We start from the raw sequence: 20,152 nt of genomic DNA, 5'->3' as shown, positions 1-20,152 counted from the left end.
AATATACAATGCCTTCTTTCTCTTTTTCCACATGTATGTTAACTCTAGAAATTACTTCTTTTCTTTAAAACACTCTTGTTACTGGTTTGTTTTTCATATATAAGTCGTACCTCTTTCCCCCTTCGCGCCACTTTATATTTTTATCATATACAATGAAAATCTCTTTTTTCTTACCTATTCCTTACAAATCCCTTACGCTTTTATAATAGTGCTGTAGGAACCTCTGTGCCCGAAAGCAAAAAAAAGAAACACCAATGTTACTTGCTTTGGTGCTTCTTTTTCACGCTTTAAATTTTGATTATTTTTCTTGCTATGTAACACAAATTACGTTGTGCTGTAGGAAACACTCCTAACGTTGTTAAAATCACTTGTTCCAATGGTAAAATTTATACTAGAGGGTACTTATATTCAACAGTTTAAGAAAAAGAAATGCCTCAAAACTATTAACTTAAGAAACGGATATTCTCTAGAATGAAAATTAAGAAAGTGTCTTTCAGGATTTTTGTTCTGAGGGTATTTATATTTGTTAACTTGATGGGTGTTTGATGGTACCCTATCGCTATCAAGCTAACTAAACAAAATTCCTCCTAATCAGTATAATCAATAACACGGGGCCGATTATGTTGATACTTCGTATAAATAACATCATTACATTAATCTTTTTTAGGGAGTACAATTCCTTTAAATAATTGAACAGTAATCCAGTAATACATCGAATAAATTACTACAAAAATAACAAGTGGTAACCAAATGCGAGAGTACGGATCGATTAAAAGCGCTCCAAACATGTTCATACCAACTAATATGTGAGTAATCCCCACAATTGCTGGGAATAAGAATATGAAGAATAACTCTTTATAGATTGATTTTGTTAATAATTCTCGGCGAACACCAATTTTACGAAGCATTTGATAACGTGCTACATCTTTTGATGCTCCCGACAGAACTTTAAACATTAAGCAACTTGCCATCATTGCTAAAAATGCAACTCCAACGAAAAAGCCCATAAACATTAGTCCGCTGGCAAAATCATGACTCATAATATATGTTTGATACTTACTACCCAATTCTTCCGCTTTCACATTTTTATATTTTGCTATCTGTAATTCATCAAGTTTTTTCCATTCTTTTATGTATGATCCAAAATCATCTGTTTTCCCTATAAACACAGTACTTTCTTTACCCTTCAACCCATCGTATATGTTTTGTTCTACAATTTTTATTTCATAATCAGGATATAAATAATCTGGTTGGATCGTTCTGAAAGCCTGAATCCATTGTTTTGTGTCTGTCTCTCCTTCCGCCCGTTTTATTGAAAATGCACCAATTGGTAATTCCTCTGAAATTTTCTCATTTTTCATACCTTGCGAGAAAGGGTGATTTTTCTCTACATCTTCTTTTAAATAATAAACATACTTATTATCCACTTTGTAATGATATTCTAGTTTTTCTTGAAATAAGATATCACCCAAAATTGTCTTTTCTTCCGCTGTTGGATTATGAATGACTGAATCGTAAATTTGTATTTGATCTGTAATTTTTAGGATGTTGTTTTTAAATGCCATACCACAAGCAATTCCACCAGCACCAAGAGCCACTAAGATTGTTACTGTTGCAAGCACATTTGTTAGACCATTAATGCGGAAATTTAATTGTGCAAAAGTAAAAGCATTGAGGCCTTTTTCACTACGTTTTTTATTACTCTTTAGCTTGTTAATCATAACTGGGAGAAGGGATCCAAATATAAGGTAAGTACCAACGGTTGCTGAGATTAATCCAACGGCCATTAATCCCAAAATAATTAGCGAATTTGCATATGACATATAAATCAGTGATGCATAACCAATACCTAATAAAAGAATACCAAGGAATGCAACTACAACTGTCATTTTTCCTTTTATGGCAACACGTTCTGTTTGTTCATCTGCATGTACAAGTTGCAGTACAGAAATACGAGATAATTTAATACTATTCATAATTGCCGATAATACAAATAGTACAAAGAAAAAGACGCAAGTAATAGCTATAGATGGCAGATAAAACGCTTTATAACCTTCACCAGCAAACTCGAGTTGTTTCATTAATAACTGACCGATACCTTCTGCAAATCCTACACCAATTGTAATTCCAATCAAAAGAGATGCAGCGCCTAATACGATTGTTTCGATAAACATAAGTAATGTAACTTTATGCTTTTTTGCACCTAACATCATATACATACCAAACTCTTTTTGACGAAGAGCTGATAAGAAAGAGTTTGCATATAAAATATAGAAAAATGTGATAACCGCTAACAAAAAGGAACCAATTTTAAACACAGCCACAATATCCCTAATAGAAGAGTTAGATTCAAGGAACGTTTTATTGGATGCTAGCGTTTGAAACATATAAAAAGTTGAAATAGAGACAATAAGACCAACAAGTAAAACAATGTAATCTTGCAACTTACTTTTTAGGCCTGACATAGAAAGCTTAAATAACATAATTGAACTTCCTTTCTTACGCTTTTTGTGTGCCTAAGTTTGCAAGCACGTCTAAAATTTCTTTATAGAATTCTTCACGGGTACCACCGCGATGAATTTCTTTATATAACTCACCATCTTGAATGAATAAAATACGCTGACAGTAACTTGCGCTGTAAGGATCATGCGTAACCATCATAATGGATACACCTTGCTCTTTATTTAAGCTTGTCATGGCATCAAGTAAACTCGTTGCATTTTTAGAATCTAGAGCTCCAGTCGGCTCGTCTCCCAAAATAATTGCTGGTTCATGAACTAACGCACGTGCTGCTGCGGAACGTTGCTTTTGTCCACCAGATACTTCAGAAGGATACTTTTGAAGTATAGCTGTAATGCCTAACATATCAGCTACTTTTTCTACTTTCTTTCCAATATTACGAGATGAAACACCTTGAAGTGAAAGTGGAAGTGCAATGTTCTCATAAATAGATAAGTTCTCTAATAAATTAAAGTCTTGGAAAATGAACCCTAACTTTTGCGAACGGAAATCAGAAAGTTCACCTTGCTTCATTCTCGTAATATCCGTTCCTGCAATTTGAACAACGCCGCCCGTTGCTGTGTCTAACGTTGAAATTACATTTAATAATGTTGTTTTACCAGAACCAGATGGCCCCATAATACCGACAAACTCCCCCTCTTGAATTGAGAATGATACACCTTTTAATGCGTGTGATTGATTCTCACCTTTTTTACCGTACAATTTTTGAATATTTTTTACATCTACAACTGGTTTTATCATATATATCCTCCTACGTTTTTTTATTTCATTACAATAAGCTACTATGTTTGTTTACTACTAACAAAATAGTCATGTTGCATCCACCCTTAAGCCACAATGAAATCTTTCCTTTTATCTTCTTCACTCACCTCATCACTTTGAATACATCCATGATAATCTATGAAAATTAGGAAACACCCTGTAAAATTCTTAAGAATTCTTAAGTTTTATAAAAAAAAGCTTATGGAATCTGTAATTCCATAAGCCAGTCTATTTGATTGGATGTTCAACAATAAAGGACATCCAGCCGTCTTTATATTCTGCATGTATATTACCATCATGAAGTTCAACAATTCTTTTTGAAATAGCAAGCCCCAGACCATTTCCCTGGTCATCTTTTCTTGCCTTGTCCCCCCTGAAAAACCTTTCAAACAATTTATTCGGATCGCTAACAGGCGGTTTCTCGACTTTATTTGACACTTTCAACATTGCTTTGTTATCCATTAATTCAAGACATACGGATAATTCGGATGGTTTCATGCTGTACTTTATCGCATTCATAAAGAGATTTTCATATACGCGTACCATTTTTTCTACATCTATGAAGATAGGTATTGTTTCTTCCGTGATAGATTTTTGAACGATTAAACTTTCCTTTTCAAATATAGGAATGTATTCTCCAACTATTTGCTCCAACAAACCTGATAAATCAACTTCATTAAGATTTAACTTAGCATCTATGCCTGATAAACGAGTATATTCAAACAGCTCATCAATTAAATATTTCAGTCTCTGTGACTTTGAATAAGTGGTTTCAAGGTATTCCTGTAATTGTGTTTTACTGTCGTATTGCCCTCTTTTTAATAAATCTAAATAACCAATAATAGATGTCAACGGTGTGCGTAAGTCATGAGATACGTTCGTTATGAGTTCATTTTTCGTACGTTCTAATCGTCTTTCCTGTTCAAATGTATTTTCCAATTCCTTAGACATATAGTTGATATTTTGGGCAAGTTGGGTCAGTTCGTCCTTCCCCTTAATCCCAATTGTCAGACCTAGTTTTCCATTTGCAATATCATTTACATTATCCGAAATGAGCTTCAGATATACTATTTTCTTTCGAACCAATATCAAAAAAATTATTATAAAGTTAAAGATTGCGAACGCGAATAAGAACAACAATACCAAATTGAATTCAAACATACCAAATTCTTCGTGTTTTATAAATAATGGATCTATGACGTATGCCAAAATGAGGATTGTTAAACCAAATGAAATAAAAAAACTAACTGCAACAGCACCAAGAAGTTTTATAATAATCTTATTTCTAAAACTAACATTCTTCATATTTTATATCCAATTCCCCAAACAGTTTTAATATAAATAGGATGTTTAGAGTCCTCTTCAATTTTGTCTCTTATTTTTGTAATATGTACCATGACGGTATTATCTGATTTATAAAAAACCTCTTTCCAAACTGCTTCATATATTTTTGCAACGCTCAGGACAACCCCTTTGTTGCGGGCAAGTAATTCGAGAATAGCAAACTCTTTTGGAGTCAACCTTGTTTCTTTTCCTCTTACCCATACTTGACATGTATCTGTATTTACGGTTAAGTCACCAATTTCTAGAATACTTTTATTATGTTCTATGGACGTATTGTATTTTTTAAACCTTCTTAATTGGGATTTTACCCTAGCGATTAATTCTAGTGGGTTAAACGGTTTTGATAAATAATCATCTGCACCAGAGGCTAAGCCCTGAATTTTGTCTATATCCTCAGATTTTGCAGATAGCATAATGATAGGCATATTACGATCTTCCCTAATTTTCATACACGCTTCAATGCCATCCATATTCGGCATCATAATATCTAAAATAATCAAATCAAATTCCTTTTCTTCTAACAGTTGTAAAGCTTGTATAGCATCTTCTGCCTTTTGAGTTTTTAGGCCTTCATTTTCCAGATATACAGAGATAAGATTTCTAATCTCTTTATCATCATCAACAATAAGAATTTTTGACTCCATATTATTCCTCCACATTAAATGCAATAAGTATACAATAAAGCATATATTTGTTGTTACTTAATTAATAAACTTAATAGAGATAGTTTCTATCTTTTTTCTTTACTTAAGACGATTCTTTGTAAAATACACAAAAAGACCGTCACAATATTGTGACGGAAAAACAGGAAAATTTCAATAACTAATACTATTATTATTTATTTTTAGCTTTTAAGACACCCAGCGCTATTTTGGTTGCTTCTGCAATAAGCTTATCATCGTATTTAGCATCCTCTTTATCATGATTAGAAAGTATCGCAAGAACAATTGGCTTTTTATTTGGTGGCCAAATAATTGCGATATCATTTCTGGTCCCATAAGATCCCGAGCCCGTCTTATCAGCTACTTCCCATCCTCCTGGAACTCCAGCACGAATTAAGTTGTCTCCCGTAGTATTCCTTTTCATCCAATCTATTAATAAATCCCGTTTCTCAGTTGAAAGTACATCTCCTAGCGTAAAAGCCTGAAGACTAGTAGCTAATGCCTTTGGGGTACTAGTATCATGTACGTCTCCTGGATGCACTTCGTTTAACTCTGGTTCAAAACGTTCAGGATTCGTAACTGTATCTCCTATTTCTCTCAGTGATTTTTTGAATTCACTAGGTCCACCTAATTGTTTAAGAATAAGATTTTGTGCAGTATTATCACTATATCGAAGAGAAGCATCTGCAAGCTCTTTCAGAGTCATACCACTATCAACATACTTTTCTGTAATTGGATTGTAATTAACAAGATCTTCACGAGTATACAAAACTCTTTGATTTAGATCTTCTATTGATTTCTTTTGTAAAAGTACTCCCACAGCTAAAGCTTTGTGGGTAGATGCGTATGCAAACCGTTTATCTGATTGATACGTAACGGTTTGATTCGTATCAGTGTCCAATGCATAAATACCAAGTTTAGCATCAAATTCTTTTTCAAGTTTAGCAAAAGAATCATTACCGGTAGTTTCTTGTTTGGTTTGATTTGTTTGTTTAGGTAATTCAGATTGAGTATTACCATCGGAACAGCCTATAAGCGTTGCACATGAAAGAAATACTACAGGTACCATCTTTTTGTAATGTAAAATGTTAAAAAACTTGTTTAAGACTATCATACATTTTCAACCTCTTTCAAGAATATATGGTTTTTCTAGGTGTTATACATATTGATACAATTAAAAAGTGTATCGGATATCACTCTTCTTGCATCTCCTTTTCATAAAATGAGCGAACTATCATGAACACCTGTTTTATACGTATACTTAATAGACAACCTAAGTAACAAGTTTGTTCCATTTTTATCAGGAGTCGTATCTAGAAACCTAAAAAAGTCCATTTAAAAAATCTAAATGGACTTTTTTACTCATATAATCCTATCTATAGTTAAACGAATAAGATTAAATAAATTTAAATTTTCTTGCTTTATCTACTAAACTGTTTAGGCATTTCTTTAACGTGCTTATCATCATCACGCCAATCATAGGTTTCTTTCTGTGAAATATCTAAAGTTTGATCTCCAATTCTAACAATATTCTTATTTACCCATTCAATATATGGATCGGTATCTGGATAATTCCAATATATATTTTTCTCTGAATCTGTATCAAGGTTAACTAATTCGCCCCTAACAGCATCCGCACTTAATGATCCTGCATTATGAAAATAAGTCTTGATGAGATATTTTCCATCTGGAGATTTCACTGTTCGAATTAATTCCCCTTTTGGAACACCTTGCAAACTAAAAAGTTTCCAATACCCAAATCCAATTATAATTACTAACATAGTAAGTATAGTTAGTAATACTTTTCTTTTTGTTTTTTTAATTTCACCTTTTGTATTTATAATACTCATTCAACTCCATTCCATAGAACGCATACCATATTATACCATTAAATAAATGGTATAATATATCAAAAATAAAAATCCTCCCGTAATAGTATTATAAAAAGGGCATGTGATGGTCTCCCTATTTATAAAGTGAAACTTTAACCCCCCTCACCAATCGGGCTACCCGTTGATGCGGGATAAACATGAAAATTCCCCTTTAAGAAAAATATAAAAAATCAGACAGTATACTTGAATTGCTCTTCGCAAGAGAATATACTAATAAAGCAGGCTATGACGTTCCTTCCTTCTAACTTCTTTGGCGAAATAGGGATGTTACTTTCCTGCTAAACACATAGGCTATGACAATTCTTCCTTCTTTTTTAGAAATTTCAAATTGTTTTAGAGTTGTCAATTTCCTATGAAAATAATTAGACTATAAAACCTCTTTCTTCTTTGGGATTGAATAAACTTTAGTTTATCAACCATTGATGTAGAGGTTTTCTTTTCTTAATTAACAAATTACCACTTAACAACTAAATGTTATACCCCTAATTTTTCAATAAAAAATAGCTATATAACCTCTGTGCATTTTTCTACAATTAGTGTGTTTATGCATGTAAAAATAAAAATCTACCACTGAAAGGAGGACAGTCAGACTATTCCCCTCTTTTATAAGGAGTGAATAATCGGCGTTCTCATGAAAAATTCTATTTACATAAGAAGAAGTTTGAAAGTAATTATAAAAAGAGAAGAAAATAAACTACCGAACATTTATTTAGCCACTGTTTTAAAAAACTTGGAAAGTTTAGGATTTACTTTTTCCGAGCCTTTAATAGAAGAGTTGCAAACACTTTCGATTGATGCATTCACATCGTTTTACAAAGAGTTGGTAAAACATTTAAAAGAAATGGTTGGTGCACATATTCAGTTTACTCCTATGTATCCAAACTTTCCGCAACAAATGATGGATTTAAGTGACGCTGATTTATACATCAATGCCGTTATTCATTATGTGACGTTGCGCCTACCTGTATCAAAAGTAGAAGAACGACTTCCTCTTTTAGATAGAGTTGATTTGAAAGTTATTGACTTAGGAAGTGAAGAAGATTTCAATCAAATGATTTCTCAATTGATTAGTGCAAACAGCTCTATTTCCTCAACTGATAAGACAGATGTAGAATGGGCTATTACACACACTGAAGATGTTTCCTGTTTTCTACCTAATGTAATTCCTCATAAGGAAAATATGTCTTTTATAATTGGGGTTTTATTAATAAACAGAAAAATATCAGCCGATGCTGTTGCAAAGTATTTTAAAACGGCAACTGATGTTCTTCGCCTTGCAGTTGCTTTATCTGAAGGCGATGTGAGTTTAGCATCCTCCGTTCGATTCAAGAAGTTTAACCGAACAGAAAGACGCTTCCTTTTAGGATTGTTAGAGCAATGCGGAAACATTACCGAAGATATGCTTCGATATAAAAAACGTTGGATTCGTTTAGGTGAAATTCTTCATCCAGCAGAATATCATACTCGTTTCCCAAAAACCCACCGAGCATTTGAGATTCTTCGCAACAACATTAAAGTTGAAACATTTAATGGAAAAATAGAAGCAGCTTTGTTGAATCGTGATATCATGACAGCGAAAAATCTTTTAAAAACTCGCCCGGGGGAATTTGCCAGACGTTTGGATCATTTAATCCGTTTATGTAGTGATAAGTCAACAGATGTTTTCAATATTCTCGAAGATTTTCTAAGTATAATAGGAAACGTTTCTACTCCTGTATTACTTCAACTCACGGCTCATTTTAAGCATCGAAATGATAAAAATGAATTTCGTACTTTTTTTCCAAAGGGAAATGTAGCAAAAGCTATAGGTATTGAAAATACACTTCCATTTATCTCGGAGGATATTTGTTTAATGATTGTAAAAATGTGTGAAGATACTTTAAAAAATCGCTTCGCAGAACTTCCAAGTCTCGGAAAAGTATTTTTGGATGAACAGTTAAAAAATCACTTAGTTCCCTTCTCTCAACGTTCAGCCAGCAAAGCGCTTCGCACATTATCTCGAGGAAGTAAAGTAGATTTGCCAGAAGGAGATACAATTCGTTTTTTCCTATGGTGGAAAGAAGGCTATGTGAATGGACAACATACAGGACGCGTTGACATTGATTTGTCTGCTGCAATGTACGACGAAGATTGGCAATACAAAGAACATGTATCCTTCACGAACTTACGTTCAAAAAATTTCAAAGCCTACCATAGTGGAGATATTACTTCTGCACCAAAGGGGGCATCTGAATTCATTGATTTCGATATTCCGTCTGTGCTGAAATATGGTGGACGCTATGTAGTCATGACTTTGCTTTCTTACACAGACCAACCATATAAAGATTTACCAGAATGCTTTACTGGTTGGATGGTTCGTCAATATCCTGGTTCAGGTGAAATATTTGAACCTTCTACTGTTCAAGATAAAGTGGATATTACTGCCGACACCCAAATCTCTATTCCAGTTATTTTAGACTTAAAGGAACGAAAATTGATTTGGACAGATTTGTCTCTTACAAGAGATCTAACTTATGATAATACCATCGAGGCTAATCAAAAAGGTATGATACTAGTTGGAAAGGCTTTAACTAATTTAGTTAAACCGAATTTATATGACTTGTTCCGATTACATATTGAAGCTAGAGGTGAACTCGTTCAAGACATCGAAGAAGCAGAAAGCATTTTTTCTTTGGATAAAGGGATTACTCCTTTCGATATCGAAAAAATAATATCTGATTTTATCGCTGATCCACAAGGCTAACTACATTACAAACATTGATAATGTGTGGAAAATATCCATGTATAATGTCTATGTGAAACAGGACCTGATAGATGAATATCAGGTCCTGTTTTTTATTTAGTAGATACTAAATAGTCCGGTTAATCACTATTCATCTAAATACACTATACTAATAAAGTGAAATTTATTCGAAAGAAGTTCATTAGTTAATATGTATCTAATTAAGAAACATTCATATACCAGCCCAAACATCTTTTCCATATCGCCCTTCATCTTGCACACGATCCAACCAATTTCTTGCTTCTTGTTCACTGACTTCATGAATTTCTTGATATGCTTGACAAAGGGTATCTTCTACATCCGGAGCCATTTTACTTCCATCACCACATATATAAAGATGAGCTCCATTATCTAATAACGAAATTAAATTGATTCTATCTTGTTTTATTAAATGCTGTACATATGTTTTTGGATGTCCCTCTAGACGAGAAAAAGCTGTGTGTAAAGAGATTAATCCATCTCTTTCATCATTTTCTAGTTCTGTACGATAGAGATAATCTTTTTCAGGATGACGACAACCAAAATATAGATGCGCTTGTCCTAAGTTCATACCTTTTTGCTTTTGAACACGACGTGCTTGCAAGAATCCACGGAATGGTGCAATGCCAGTACCTGGCCCAACCATAATAATTGGTGTTTCTGGATTTTCAGGTAATTGAAAGTTTGATTGTGGCGTTCGAATGAAACAGATAATCTCATCTTTATTATGACGCTGAGCTAAATAATTAGAAGCGACTCCTTCATATGTCCCTTCCCCACTCCATGCAGGCGCATTCACAACACCAACCGTAATGCTCAGACGATCCTGTGCAACGAGTGGAGAGCCTGAAATAGAATAGTAACGCGGTTTGAGCGCCGGAAGAAGTTCTAAAAAACGTTCAAATTGGATTTCACAAGCCTCATACTTTTCAAGAAGATCCAACATTGAAATACGTTTCTTTAATATTTGTTCATGATAAACTCCTTCTTCCAATAATGATTCCAATTCCTTTTTATGAGGAGGGCATACTGTGAATGCCACCATTTCTCGTATTTGTGCTCGAGTGGCTGCTTCTTGAACTTCGACACTATAACTAAGAAGGTCAAATAAACTAACAGGACTGTCTAAAGGTATGTGATTTATACTTCGTCCACTTGCACTCAGTATGACCTGATCCTTCCCATTTAATCCAAAGCGTTTTAAAATTCGGTTGACATTTTTCTCACTATTAATTGGCAGCACTCCAAGGTGGTCTCCTTCTTGATACGTAGCACCTTCTGGCAAGGATACCTCAATATGTCGAGTGCTTCGTTCACTGCTAGATGATTGGAGTTCACGATTTTCTAATACAGATGCATATACTGCTTCATATGTTCGCGCAAGAGGAGATCCTCCAAGACGACTAACAAATTGTAAACTTAATGTACTGCGTTCTTTCTCCATGTTTTTGTTAAGTTCCAATCCAAATGTCTTCATCGCATCAGACCACATACTTTGTTTCCATTGCTCGAGCTGTTCCTCAAAATCACCACTTGCATCCCCTTCTCCGCGTTTAGAGAATCTCTTTGCTCCTTTTTGAGCCATTTGCTCATCAATGTATCTTGGAATTCGCTGATAAGTACTAGCCCAATTATGATCTCCACAACCAAAAACTGCGTATTGAACACCTTTTAGCTCATCCGGTTTTAATTCCTCCAACCACTGCACAAACTGTCCGGCATTACTTGGCGGCTTTCCATTATAAGAAGAAGTTACAATAAGAACCGCCCCTTCTTTCGGTAGACTTCCAATTCGATCGTTAAGAGCTGCTACTTCCGTTTGAACACCTTCTAAACCAGCTGTATCTGCTAGTTCTCTTGCAATACCTTCTGCTACCCCTGTATCCGAGCCATACAGAACAAGAAGGGAAAGATTATCGGCTCCAATAATAGAAGGAGTCTTCTGAACGTGCTGTTCGATTTCATGTTTTTTCAGTTTCTCCTCTGTAGGCGCAAGAACAGTAGTATGGCTAATAGTTTGATTTCGGGGTACAATCCTAATTTTAAAATCACCAGGCTTTAGCGTTAATGTTTGTTTTACATCCAACTGATAGTCTTGATAATCAATGAATTCAAAATGTTGAAGAAGCATTCCCATTACGAGTGTGGCTTCATGAAGTGCAAACTGCATACCGATACATGCACGCTGACCATTTCCAAATGGCTTATAGGCATGATGAGGGACTTTATCTGGATCTTCAAATCGTTCAGGTTGGAATTCTTCCACATTGTCTCCCCATGCGTCTTTATCCCTATGTAGCTGAGGAATAAGAACAGAAATACGATCTTCTCCTTTCTTAATTGGATATTTCCCACCAATCACCGTATCTTCTTTTGCATACAGACTGAATGCTGGAGCAGTAGGCCATAGACGTAGCGATTCATTTAAAATCATCCGGATATACTTTAGTTTCATAACTTGTTGGTATGTTGGAGTCAGATCTTTCAAAACTCGGTCTACTTCTTCATAAGCTTTTTTCAATTTATCTGGATTCTTTAATAAAAAGTAAATTGCAAAAGATAACAATCCACTTGTTGTCTCATGCCCAGCTATTAAAAAGGTAATAATTTGGAAACGAATATTTTCATCATCTAATTTTTCACCAGTTTCCGGATCCTGTACATTTAACATACGGGAAAGTAAATCATTTTCTTCCTGATCTCCACTATTTTTACGTTCAGCAATAATATTATCTACTAAAGAAAACATAGATTGGATATCATGCTGAAATTGACGTTTCGTTCTCCACATGAGTTTGTCTTCTATATCCAGTCGCTGTAATTGGTGCATCGCCTCATCTAGAGCACGGCTCATGCTAGTGATAAAAGGATGAGGGGTCTCACGATAAAAGCTATTAAATCGATAATTAAAACCACATAGACCAATTGTATCTAGTGTAAGGCGAGTCATATCCCCTGTAACATCTACGTTTTCATTCGGATTAAGTCGTGCCCATTTTTGAACGAGTTGTACGGCAATATCGACCATCATAGCATGATAATCTTTCATTGCCCGTTGGCTGAATGTAGGCATCAAAATATTATGAGCTTTTTTCCAGTTAGGCTCGTGGGTCTCGCTTGTAAATAATCCGTCTCCAGCAAAAGCACGAACCTTTGCTAAAGCACCCTCTATACTTTTATCGAACCGTGTTTCATCACAGATTTCTGCTACCAGTTCATGTCCAGAAACGACAATGATGGTATCACTTAAAGTTTGAATTCGAAAAATAGGACCATACTCTTCCGCCAGCTTAATAAACGATAGAGTCGGTTTATCTTTATCGATTAATGGGAGATTACCCAGCGGTCCATATGTTTTCGGCTGAGGAATGACAGATACTTTTTTTTCCATTTAAAACACCCTTTCAAAAAAGCATGAAATAAAATATCCCATTTAATAAAAAGGAAATAGTAATTAATCGCCTGGGATATAGATATGTAATTGATTACCTTATTTTATCTTTTCCCTAACTATTCATGATTATGATATTGAGTATAAGCTTGGCAATTAGATTTATAACTTGTAGAAAAATACTAAATTAAAATGAAGCGAATAAATATAATTGGATCCTTTTAATATTGGTGTTAAAAGATAAGATAAAATTATAATGTTTATGAGAATTTGCAAACGGATCTCATCTCTTGCATTTGTTTATAAAACGATCATTTTGATTTATTTTCTTCTAAAACACCCCAAAATAGAGAAGTTGACGAGCTTAAGATTGTAGTATTCGAAAAATCAGTAGTTTAGTTAAACCAATACGATAAGCAAGTATACCGTGTTACTAATGAAAGAGGACCTGATATGAACATCAGGTCCTCTTTCACTAAATATAATTATTTCACTGCTTCTTTCAGTTCTTTTCCAGCTTTAAATATCGGCGCCTTAGCAGCAAAAAAAATTGTAGGAATCATTATCTAGCGTTTTATTCTTCTCTACCGATTTAACTTCTCGACAGCTTCCGCACTTGTATCTACACGTTTAACGAAAAAAACTAATAGTAGGGCAACAACATTCATGCCAAGCGCTACATAGAATGAATATTGAATTCCAGATAATAAAGCTTTCTGAGTTACTATTGCCTTCGTAGTTTCTGTAAAGGTTGTTGGATCTATATCAGACATTAGACTTTCAGCTTTTGTTTTTGTTACAGAATTCATAATCGTAACAAGAATAGCAGTACCAATCGAACCGGACACTTGTTGAGCTGTATTATTAACAGCCGTACCGTGCGGGTTTAAGCGAGTTGGCAATTGATTAAGGCCATTTGTCATAAGTGGCATCATCACCATCGCCATCCCAAACATCCGCAACGTATAAATAAGAATAATATGTGTGTGACTAGAGTCGATTTGCAGGTTTGCCAGCATATAAGTTGAAACAGCTGTAATGGAAAGCCCTACTACGCCAAGAATACGAGGGCCATATGTATCAAATAGTTTACCTGTAATTGGTGACATAACCCCCATTATTACCGCACCTGGAAGCATCATCAGCCCAGAGCTCAGCGGTGAAATACCACGGACGTTTTGTACATAGGCTGGTGTTAAAATCATACCCGAAAACATGGCCACCGCGTTGACAATTGCAATTACAGACGCAAGTGCAAACATTGGGTACTTGTAAACACGTAAATCCAATAACGGCTCATCCATTTTTAATTGGCGGATAATAAAAGCAATTAGGGCAATAGCGCCTATGGTTAAGGTTGTTAAGACAACTTTATTTGTCCAACCATCGGAGCTTGCAGAACTGAATCCATATAACAAACCGCCAAAACCGACAGAAGATAATAGTAATGAGAGATAATCAAGTTTTGCATTTTTGTTTTGTTTCATGACATTCTCAGATTTCCAAATCCCTAACAGTAAGCTAATGATTGCTAACGGTAAAATCATTTCAAAAAGCAAACGCCAGTCATAATACTCTACAATATAACCTGATAGTGTCGGTCCAATTGCTGGAGCTGTAATCATAACTAGTCCAAAAATCCCCATTGCTGTTCCCCTTTTTTCTCTTGGAAAGCTTACTAGCATAATATTCATTAACAAAGGCCCCATAACTGAAGAGCCTGCCGCTTGAACCATCCGACCAGTAAGTAATAAACCAAAATTTGGCGCTACAGCCGCTAAGGCAGTACCAAGAATAAAAATCACCATAGATGTAATAAATAGGCTTCTATTCGAGAAACGCGTTATTAAAAATGCTGATGCTGGAATTAATATACCACTTACAAGCATATACCCTGTAGAAAGCCACTGGATCGTTGAATAATCTTGAATGTCTAAATCTTTCATTATTGATGGCAATGCTACATTTAAAAGCGAGTTATTTAGAAATGAAACAAATGCCCCAATAAAAAGGATTACAAGCATTAAATATGGTGGTTTTCTTTTATGTAATGTTTCACTCATATATTTAATTGCCCCTTCATTATAAATTTCATTGATTCGTTTAAATCGTTTACATATTTGCACAAGAAAACATTACTCTTACAGTATTTTGCCACACTCTTCGAATGGATATTCTCTTTTTAGCAATTCCACTTGCTCAACATAACATTTTAAAATCTTTTTGTTGATTAAACCTTTATAAAAACGTTTGTTAACGGAAATTAAATTAGGCTGAAATATATAAAAGAAGCAACTGAAAATACCCTTCTAAAATAAAGTGAAACTTTAAATCAACAAGGCCACACACCCATTCCTTTAAATACAGGCTTGTAGATCTAGTTATGTAACCATCCATAAAAAGGAATATTACATAGGCTAAGTCTAACATTACATTTTTAAAGTGAGGAGAATAAGCGTATGCACCAATATTGGTATTTGAATTCAAAGGGAAACAGGGAACAATATACTAACCAAATTTCATTGTATTCACAGCCCGAAATAACTAAATCTGAGGTAATGAATGATTTGAAGATTCCTGAGAATTGGAGTTACCGAGTCTATCCAGTTAGTTGGGATTCATCAGCCAATTATACGGGATTCACTCCCCAACCCCCTCCCTTCTCTTGGGGGAAACCAATCAATTATGCAGGGATAATGCCACAAGGTCACCCTACTAATTGGCCTCCATTACCAGGTCATGCAGGTTTTAATTTTCAAAAACCTCCCTTCCCCTGGGCTCAACCATTCAATCATACAGGGATGTTCGCACAAGGTCATCTTGCCGCTTTACTATCGCCGCCAGCCAAGCCCTTTAATTTCAATACCAATAACTCGGGTGTTTTTGGAAACCCTCCAGGATGGGGTGGTCCGTGGGCCCCAATGGGATGGGGAAATAACGGAGGTAACGGTCAGCTAGGAATGCTTGGAAACTTACTTACAGCAGGAAAAGGCACCATGAGTGGAATAGGAATGATCAGTAGTCTAATCGGGATGGGGAAGTTCTTCTTTTAGTTAATTAAAGTGATAGAATTGGTCCGCAGCTCAGACATTCCAACAAAATATTTCATTTTCCATTGATTTAATGTTTTCAAACATGTACTCCTCAATATATTTATTGTGTGCTTCCAATACTCCATCCAAGTTCGTCTCCTTGTCTTTCAATTTATAAAAAAATCTGTTGCAACTCTTTAGACAACAATTTCAGTTCATACAAAATCAATAAGTTCACAACAAAAACGCTATCCTTTCCTATGATTCTAGGGAAAGAATAGCGTTTTTGTTACGTAACGATTAAGTTGTTTCATTCTTATTTATTCAATAATTTCATTTTCATTTCTCTGCATTTTCAGCCTGATAGCGATATGATCATACCCCATAAAATGCCATTTCTTTTACTTATGCTTTGCTAAAAATTCTGTTATGCGACGATATACATATATTTCATTTTCTTTTTTTGAAAATCCATGCCCTTCATCGTCTAATACTAGGTATTCTACATCTACTCCTTGTTCTTGCAACGCGTGAAAAATTTGATCCGATTCTTCCTTTACAACTCGTGGATCATTTGCCCCTTGGATGATAAGGAGTGGTTTATTCATTTGATTTAAGTAAGTAATTGGTGAATCTTGTATAAGCTTATCTTTATCATTATTAATATCACCTATTAAATTAACTGCGAGCGGTTTCCAATTTTCAGGCATAGATTCGATAAAACTAAATAAATTGCTAGGTCCAAAAATGTCAATGGCTGCACGGAAATACTCTGAATGACGCCCGTGAAGCAATAAGGTCATATATCCTCCATAACTACCGCCCATAACAAATAATTTATCAGGAGTTGATATCCCCTGTTCAAATAACCATTCGATCCCTGCTACACAATCTAAACGCGGTGCTTCCCCCCAATCACCTTCAATCATTTTTGTAAACGTTGAACCATATCTTGTACTACCTCTAAAGTTTGGCGCAAAAATATTATATCCCTGCCTTAATAAATATTGAAATAATGCTCTGAAATCTTTCGTCTCAGCACTTTGTGGACCACCATGAGGCCAAAATATTGTATATCCGTTTTGTACTTCTCCTTTCGCCCGGAATAATAATGCTTCTATGTTTAACCCATCAAAAGAGGCATATGTTATAACATTCGGTTCAACAAAAGAAGATTCAGATAGACCAATAACATAGTTTTTTGTTAATGCTGCCCATTCTGTATCTCTATTTTTCTTGTAATAGATGTTTGCTGTTTTCGTCGCACTTTCACCTAGTAAATATAAATTTTCCGATTTTGTAATTTCAATTTGACTTATCGTATCTACCGGAGAATTCAATAGAATTAACTCTTTTTTATCCCATACAAATTTATATAACCTATCTGTAACACCTTTCGACGAAACAATGTAGCCATTTTTTGTTTCAGCATGCCATTTTATATCAGATATATCTTCCTTCTCTATTTTACAGATTGGTTTGAATTCCTGTTTATTTAAATCAAAAGAAGCTACATAGGAAAACTCTTCTTCATAATTTGTAACAAAAATCACTGTATTTTCATCAATATAACAAATGGACCCTATAGTATGTTCTTTCTCACTGGAAGGTACTATACAAATAAGTTCTTCTCCCTTTTTTACATGTCCTACATTATATGTATTACTATATGACTTTAAAACAATGTAACTTGATTCATTCGGACTTACTGCCTCTACATATGTAGGTGTCTCCACACCAGTTAACAACAGCGTATCTTCTTTTGTGCGTATATTATAACAACGAGAGTTTAAGAACATTGGGTTATCTTTACTTGTGACATAGTATAATCGTTCCCCATCCTCTGTTAAATGCACAAAGTAATCCTTTTCTGTCTCTCCTGCTGGAATCAATTCAAGCAATCCACCACCCTCTGGTTTTAATGCATAAATATGATAATTTTCATCCCCATCTTTATCAAATCCAGCTAAAATAAATTGATTTAAAGAATCCATTTTAATAAAATTGCTTGATTGATTACAATATGTTAATGGATAAGGGGATAAATTGGGTAAATCCATCGCCCATAAATTAGAATGACCATTTAAGTTTGTACTAAAAATTAATTTCCCTTCATCTTCACTAACTGTAAACCTACCAATACTATAGGATCTAAAAAATTGTTCAGCATCTTCCATAGGAAATTGAATCATCTTTCTTCCTCCACTCTACCTTATATCTAAAAATTCAGAACATCTTATATATAAAGATTCTACATTTTCCTATTTATCCCTTTTTGGTTTTATTTAGATTTAGATTTACTTCTACCTTCTACTTCTTCTTATTAACACTACATAACGATGCGGAGAGTTTTTTAAACAACTCCTCTTTTAGCCGTGAACATATTCTTTACTATTTCACGATTACTTCTCATTCGATATTTCTTACTAAATGGTTCCTTCTATTATGATCTTTCTTTTAAGATGTGAAATACAAATACACTCCGTAACCTATAAATAAGATCAATAGAATAAAAATGCCGAGTACCGTATATATGATCCATTTTAAATTTTAATTCTCCTACTTCCCGATAATCCCAGTATATAACAAAAAAGCATTGGATACCCAATGCTTTTTACACTTACGCAAATAGAGACGTATTCGCATATAAAGCTGGTGAACCACCTGAATGTACGAATAAAATATTGTCTTCCTTATTAAATTTACCTTTTCTAATTAAGTCGATTAATCCCGCTACCGCCTTACCTGTATACACTGGATCAAGTAAAATACCTTCTGTTTTCGCAAGTAACTGAACTGCCTCTACCATTTCCGGCGTTGGTAACGCATAGCCTGGCCCTACATATTCATCAAAGCACGTAACAGCGTCGCGCGGGATAAAGTTTGGAATACCAACGTGTGCTGAAGTTTCATCTACAAGTTTTGCTACTTTCTCTTCTTGCTCAGCTTTTCCTCTACTTACGTTAATCCCGATTACAGGAATATGGCTTTGCGTTCCAGAAAAACCAGTAATTAAACCCGCATGCATACCAGCGCTACCGCTTACGCAAACAACTGAACTGAAATCAATTCCTTGCTCAAATGATTGCGCCATAATTTCTTGGGCACAAGCAACGTATCCCATTGCGCCCGTAGGGTTTGATCCACCAACTGGAATTACATATGGTGTACTACCTTTTCCACTTACTTCTTGTGCTACTTTATGCATCTCTTCCATCAGGTCTGCTCCGTTCGGTACAACAATGACGTTTTCAGCACCTAATAAGTGATATAAGAAATAGTTTCCGTTAAAGTCTCTCTTCTCTTCTGGCTCAAGCCCTTCCTCTAATACAAGAATACATTTCATTTTTTCTTTTACCGCAGCAGCAAGTGTCAGGCGGCAATGATTTGACTGAATACCACCAGCTGTAATTAACGTATCTGCACCCTTTTCCTGTGCATCCGCAACTAAAAATTCTAACTTTCTCGTCTTATTACCACCGGCTGTTAAACCAAGTAAATCATCTCGTTTAAAATAAATAGTCGGGCCACCAAGTGCTTCAGAAAAATTGTTTAACTTTTCAATTGGTGTATATGATTCTGTATATTTTTTTCTCGGGAATTTAGCTAAATTCATTGTAACGCTCCTTTTGTACTTCTTTCGCAATATATGTAACGTTACTATTATTACACGTAAAAATGGTGAAGTCATCTTTCTCGGTTAAAAATGTATTAGAATTTCATTTTGATAAGTAAAACCGTATTAATGATTTTAACTTAATTACGGTACATGAAATTTATATCAACGA

The 20,152-nt window shown here is 34.7% G+C and carries 12 protein-coding genes; 2 read left to right on the top strand and 10 right to left on the bottom strand.

Translation table 11 applies throughout. From position 1 onward, the window contains the following. Window positions 1-653 precede the first annotated feature (653 nt). From C4S65_RS04815 to C4S65_RS04790, 6 genes are all read right to left on the bottom strand, one after another. Entirely contained in the window at window positions 654-2,483 is a 1,830-nt protein-coding gene (locus C4S65_RS04815; RefSeq protein WP_000897817.1) for an ABC transporter permease, read from the bottom strand. A 16-nt stretch (window positions 2,484-2,499) separates the two neighbouring features. Beyond that, complete coding sequence (locus C4S65_RS04810) at window positions 2,500-3,261, bottom strand: ABC transporter ATP-binding protein (protein WP_000595172.1); 762 nt, start codon at window positions 3,259-3,261, stop codon at window positions 2,500-2,502. A 249-nt stretch (window positions 3,262-3,510) separates the two neighbouring features. Next, the gene (locus C4S65_RS04805) at window positions 3,511-4,587 is read right to left on the bottom strand and encodes a HAMP domain-containing sensor histidine kinase (protein WP_000800290.1); all 1,077 of its coding nucleotides are present in this window, start codon (window positions 4,585-4,587) and stop codon (window positions 3,511-3,513) included. Further along, a complete protein-coding gene (locus C4S65_RS04800) occupies window positions 4,584-5,270 on the bottom strand; it encodes a response regulator transcription factor (protein ID WP_000444080.1) in 687 nt (228 codons plus the stop codon). Before C4S65_RS04800 ends, C4S65_RS04805 begins: the two co-directional genes overlap by 4 nt. 190 nt (window positions 5,271-5,460) lie before the next feature. After that, a complete protein-coding gene (gene bla / locus C4S65_RS04795) occupies window positions 5,461-6,402 on the bottom strand; it encodes a class A beta-lactamase (protein ID WP_061666929.1) in 942 nt (313 codons plus the stop codon). A gap of 307 nt (window positions 6,403-6,709) precedes the next feature. After that, window positions 6,710-7,138 (bottom strand): DUF5412 domain-containing protein, encoded by a 429-nt coding sequence (locus C4S65_RS04790; protein ID WP_000022540.1) that lies wholly within the window; start codon window positions 7,136-7,138, stop codon window positions 6,710-6,712. Between the two features lie 673 nt (window positions 7,139-7,811). On the opposite strand from C4S65_RS04790, the gene C4S65_RS33955 reads away from it, so the two are divergent. Beyond that, window positions 7,812-9,923, top strand: a complete 2,112-nt coding sequence (locus C4S65_RS33955; protein WP_141527029.1) for a TerD family protein — start codon at window positions 7,812-7,814, stop codon at window positions 9,921-9,923. A gap of 211 nt (window positions 9,924-10,134) precedes the next feature. Here the strand turns inward: C4S65_RS33955 and cypD are convergent, their stop codons facing one another. Both cypD and C4S65_RS04770 read right to left on the bottom strand, forming a co-directional pair. Further along, entirely contained in the window at window positions 10,135-13,332 is a 3,198-nt protein-coding gene (cypD, locus tag C4S65_RS04775) for a bifunctional P-450/NADPH--P450 reductase (RefSeq protein WP_103945145.1), read from the bottom strand. A gap of 584 nt (window positions 13,333-13,916) precedes the next feature. Beyond that, entirely contained in the window at window positions 13,917-15,395 is a 1,479-nt protein-coding gene (locus tag C4S65_RS04770; RefSeq protein ID WP_000005104.1) for a DHA2 family efflux MFS transporter permease subunit, read from the bottom strand. 396 nt (window positions 15,396-15,791) lie between these two features. Here C4S65_RS04770 and C4S65_RS04765 point away from each other — a divergent pair, with 396 nt between their 5' ends. Then, window positions 15,792-16,385: a hypothetical protein gene (locus tag C4S65_RS04765; protein WP_098285820.1), complete on the top strand. Its 594-nt coding sequence runs from the start codon at window positions 15,792-15,794 to the stop codon at window positions 16,383-16,385. Window positions 16,386-16,765: 380 nt separating this feature from the next. Here the strand turns inward: C4S65_RS04765 and C4S65_RS04760 are convergent, their stop codons facing one another. Further along, on the bottom strand, window positions 16,766-18,556 hold the full coding sequence (locus C4S65_RS04760) for a prolyl oligopeptidase family serine peptidase (protein ID WP_000614105.1): 1,791 nt from the start codon (window positions 18,554-18,556) through the stop codon (window positions 16,766-16,768). A 428-nt stretch (window positions 18,557-18,984) separates the two neighbouring features. Beyond that, window positions 18,985-19,980 carry a D-cysteine desulfhydrase gene (locus C4S65_RS04750; RefSeq protein WP_001046607.1) on the bottom strand — a complete coding sequence of 332 codons (996 nt, stop codon included), beginning with the start codon at window positions 19,978-19,980 and terminating at the stop codon, window positions 18,985-18,987. Between the last annotated feature and the right edge of the window lie 172 nt (window positions 19,981-20,152).

This window comes from Bacillus sp. ok061, from assembly GCF_900108285.1.
In the GTDB taxonomy this organism is placed as follows: Bacteria; Bacillota; Bacilli; order Bacillales; family Bacillaceae_G; genus Bacillus_A; species Bacillus_A thuringiensis_S.
The sequence above is the reverse complement of the archived record's forward strand: the minus strand, read 5'-3'. Positions and strand labels throughout refer to the sequence as shown.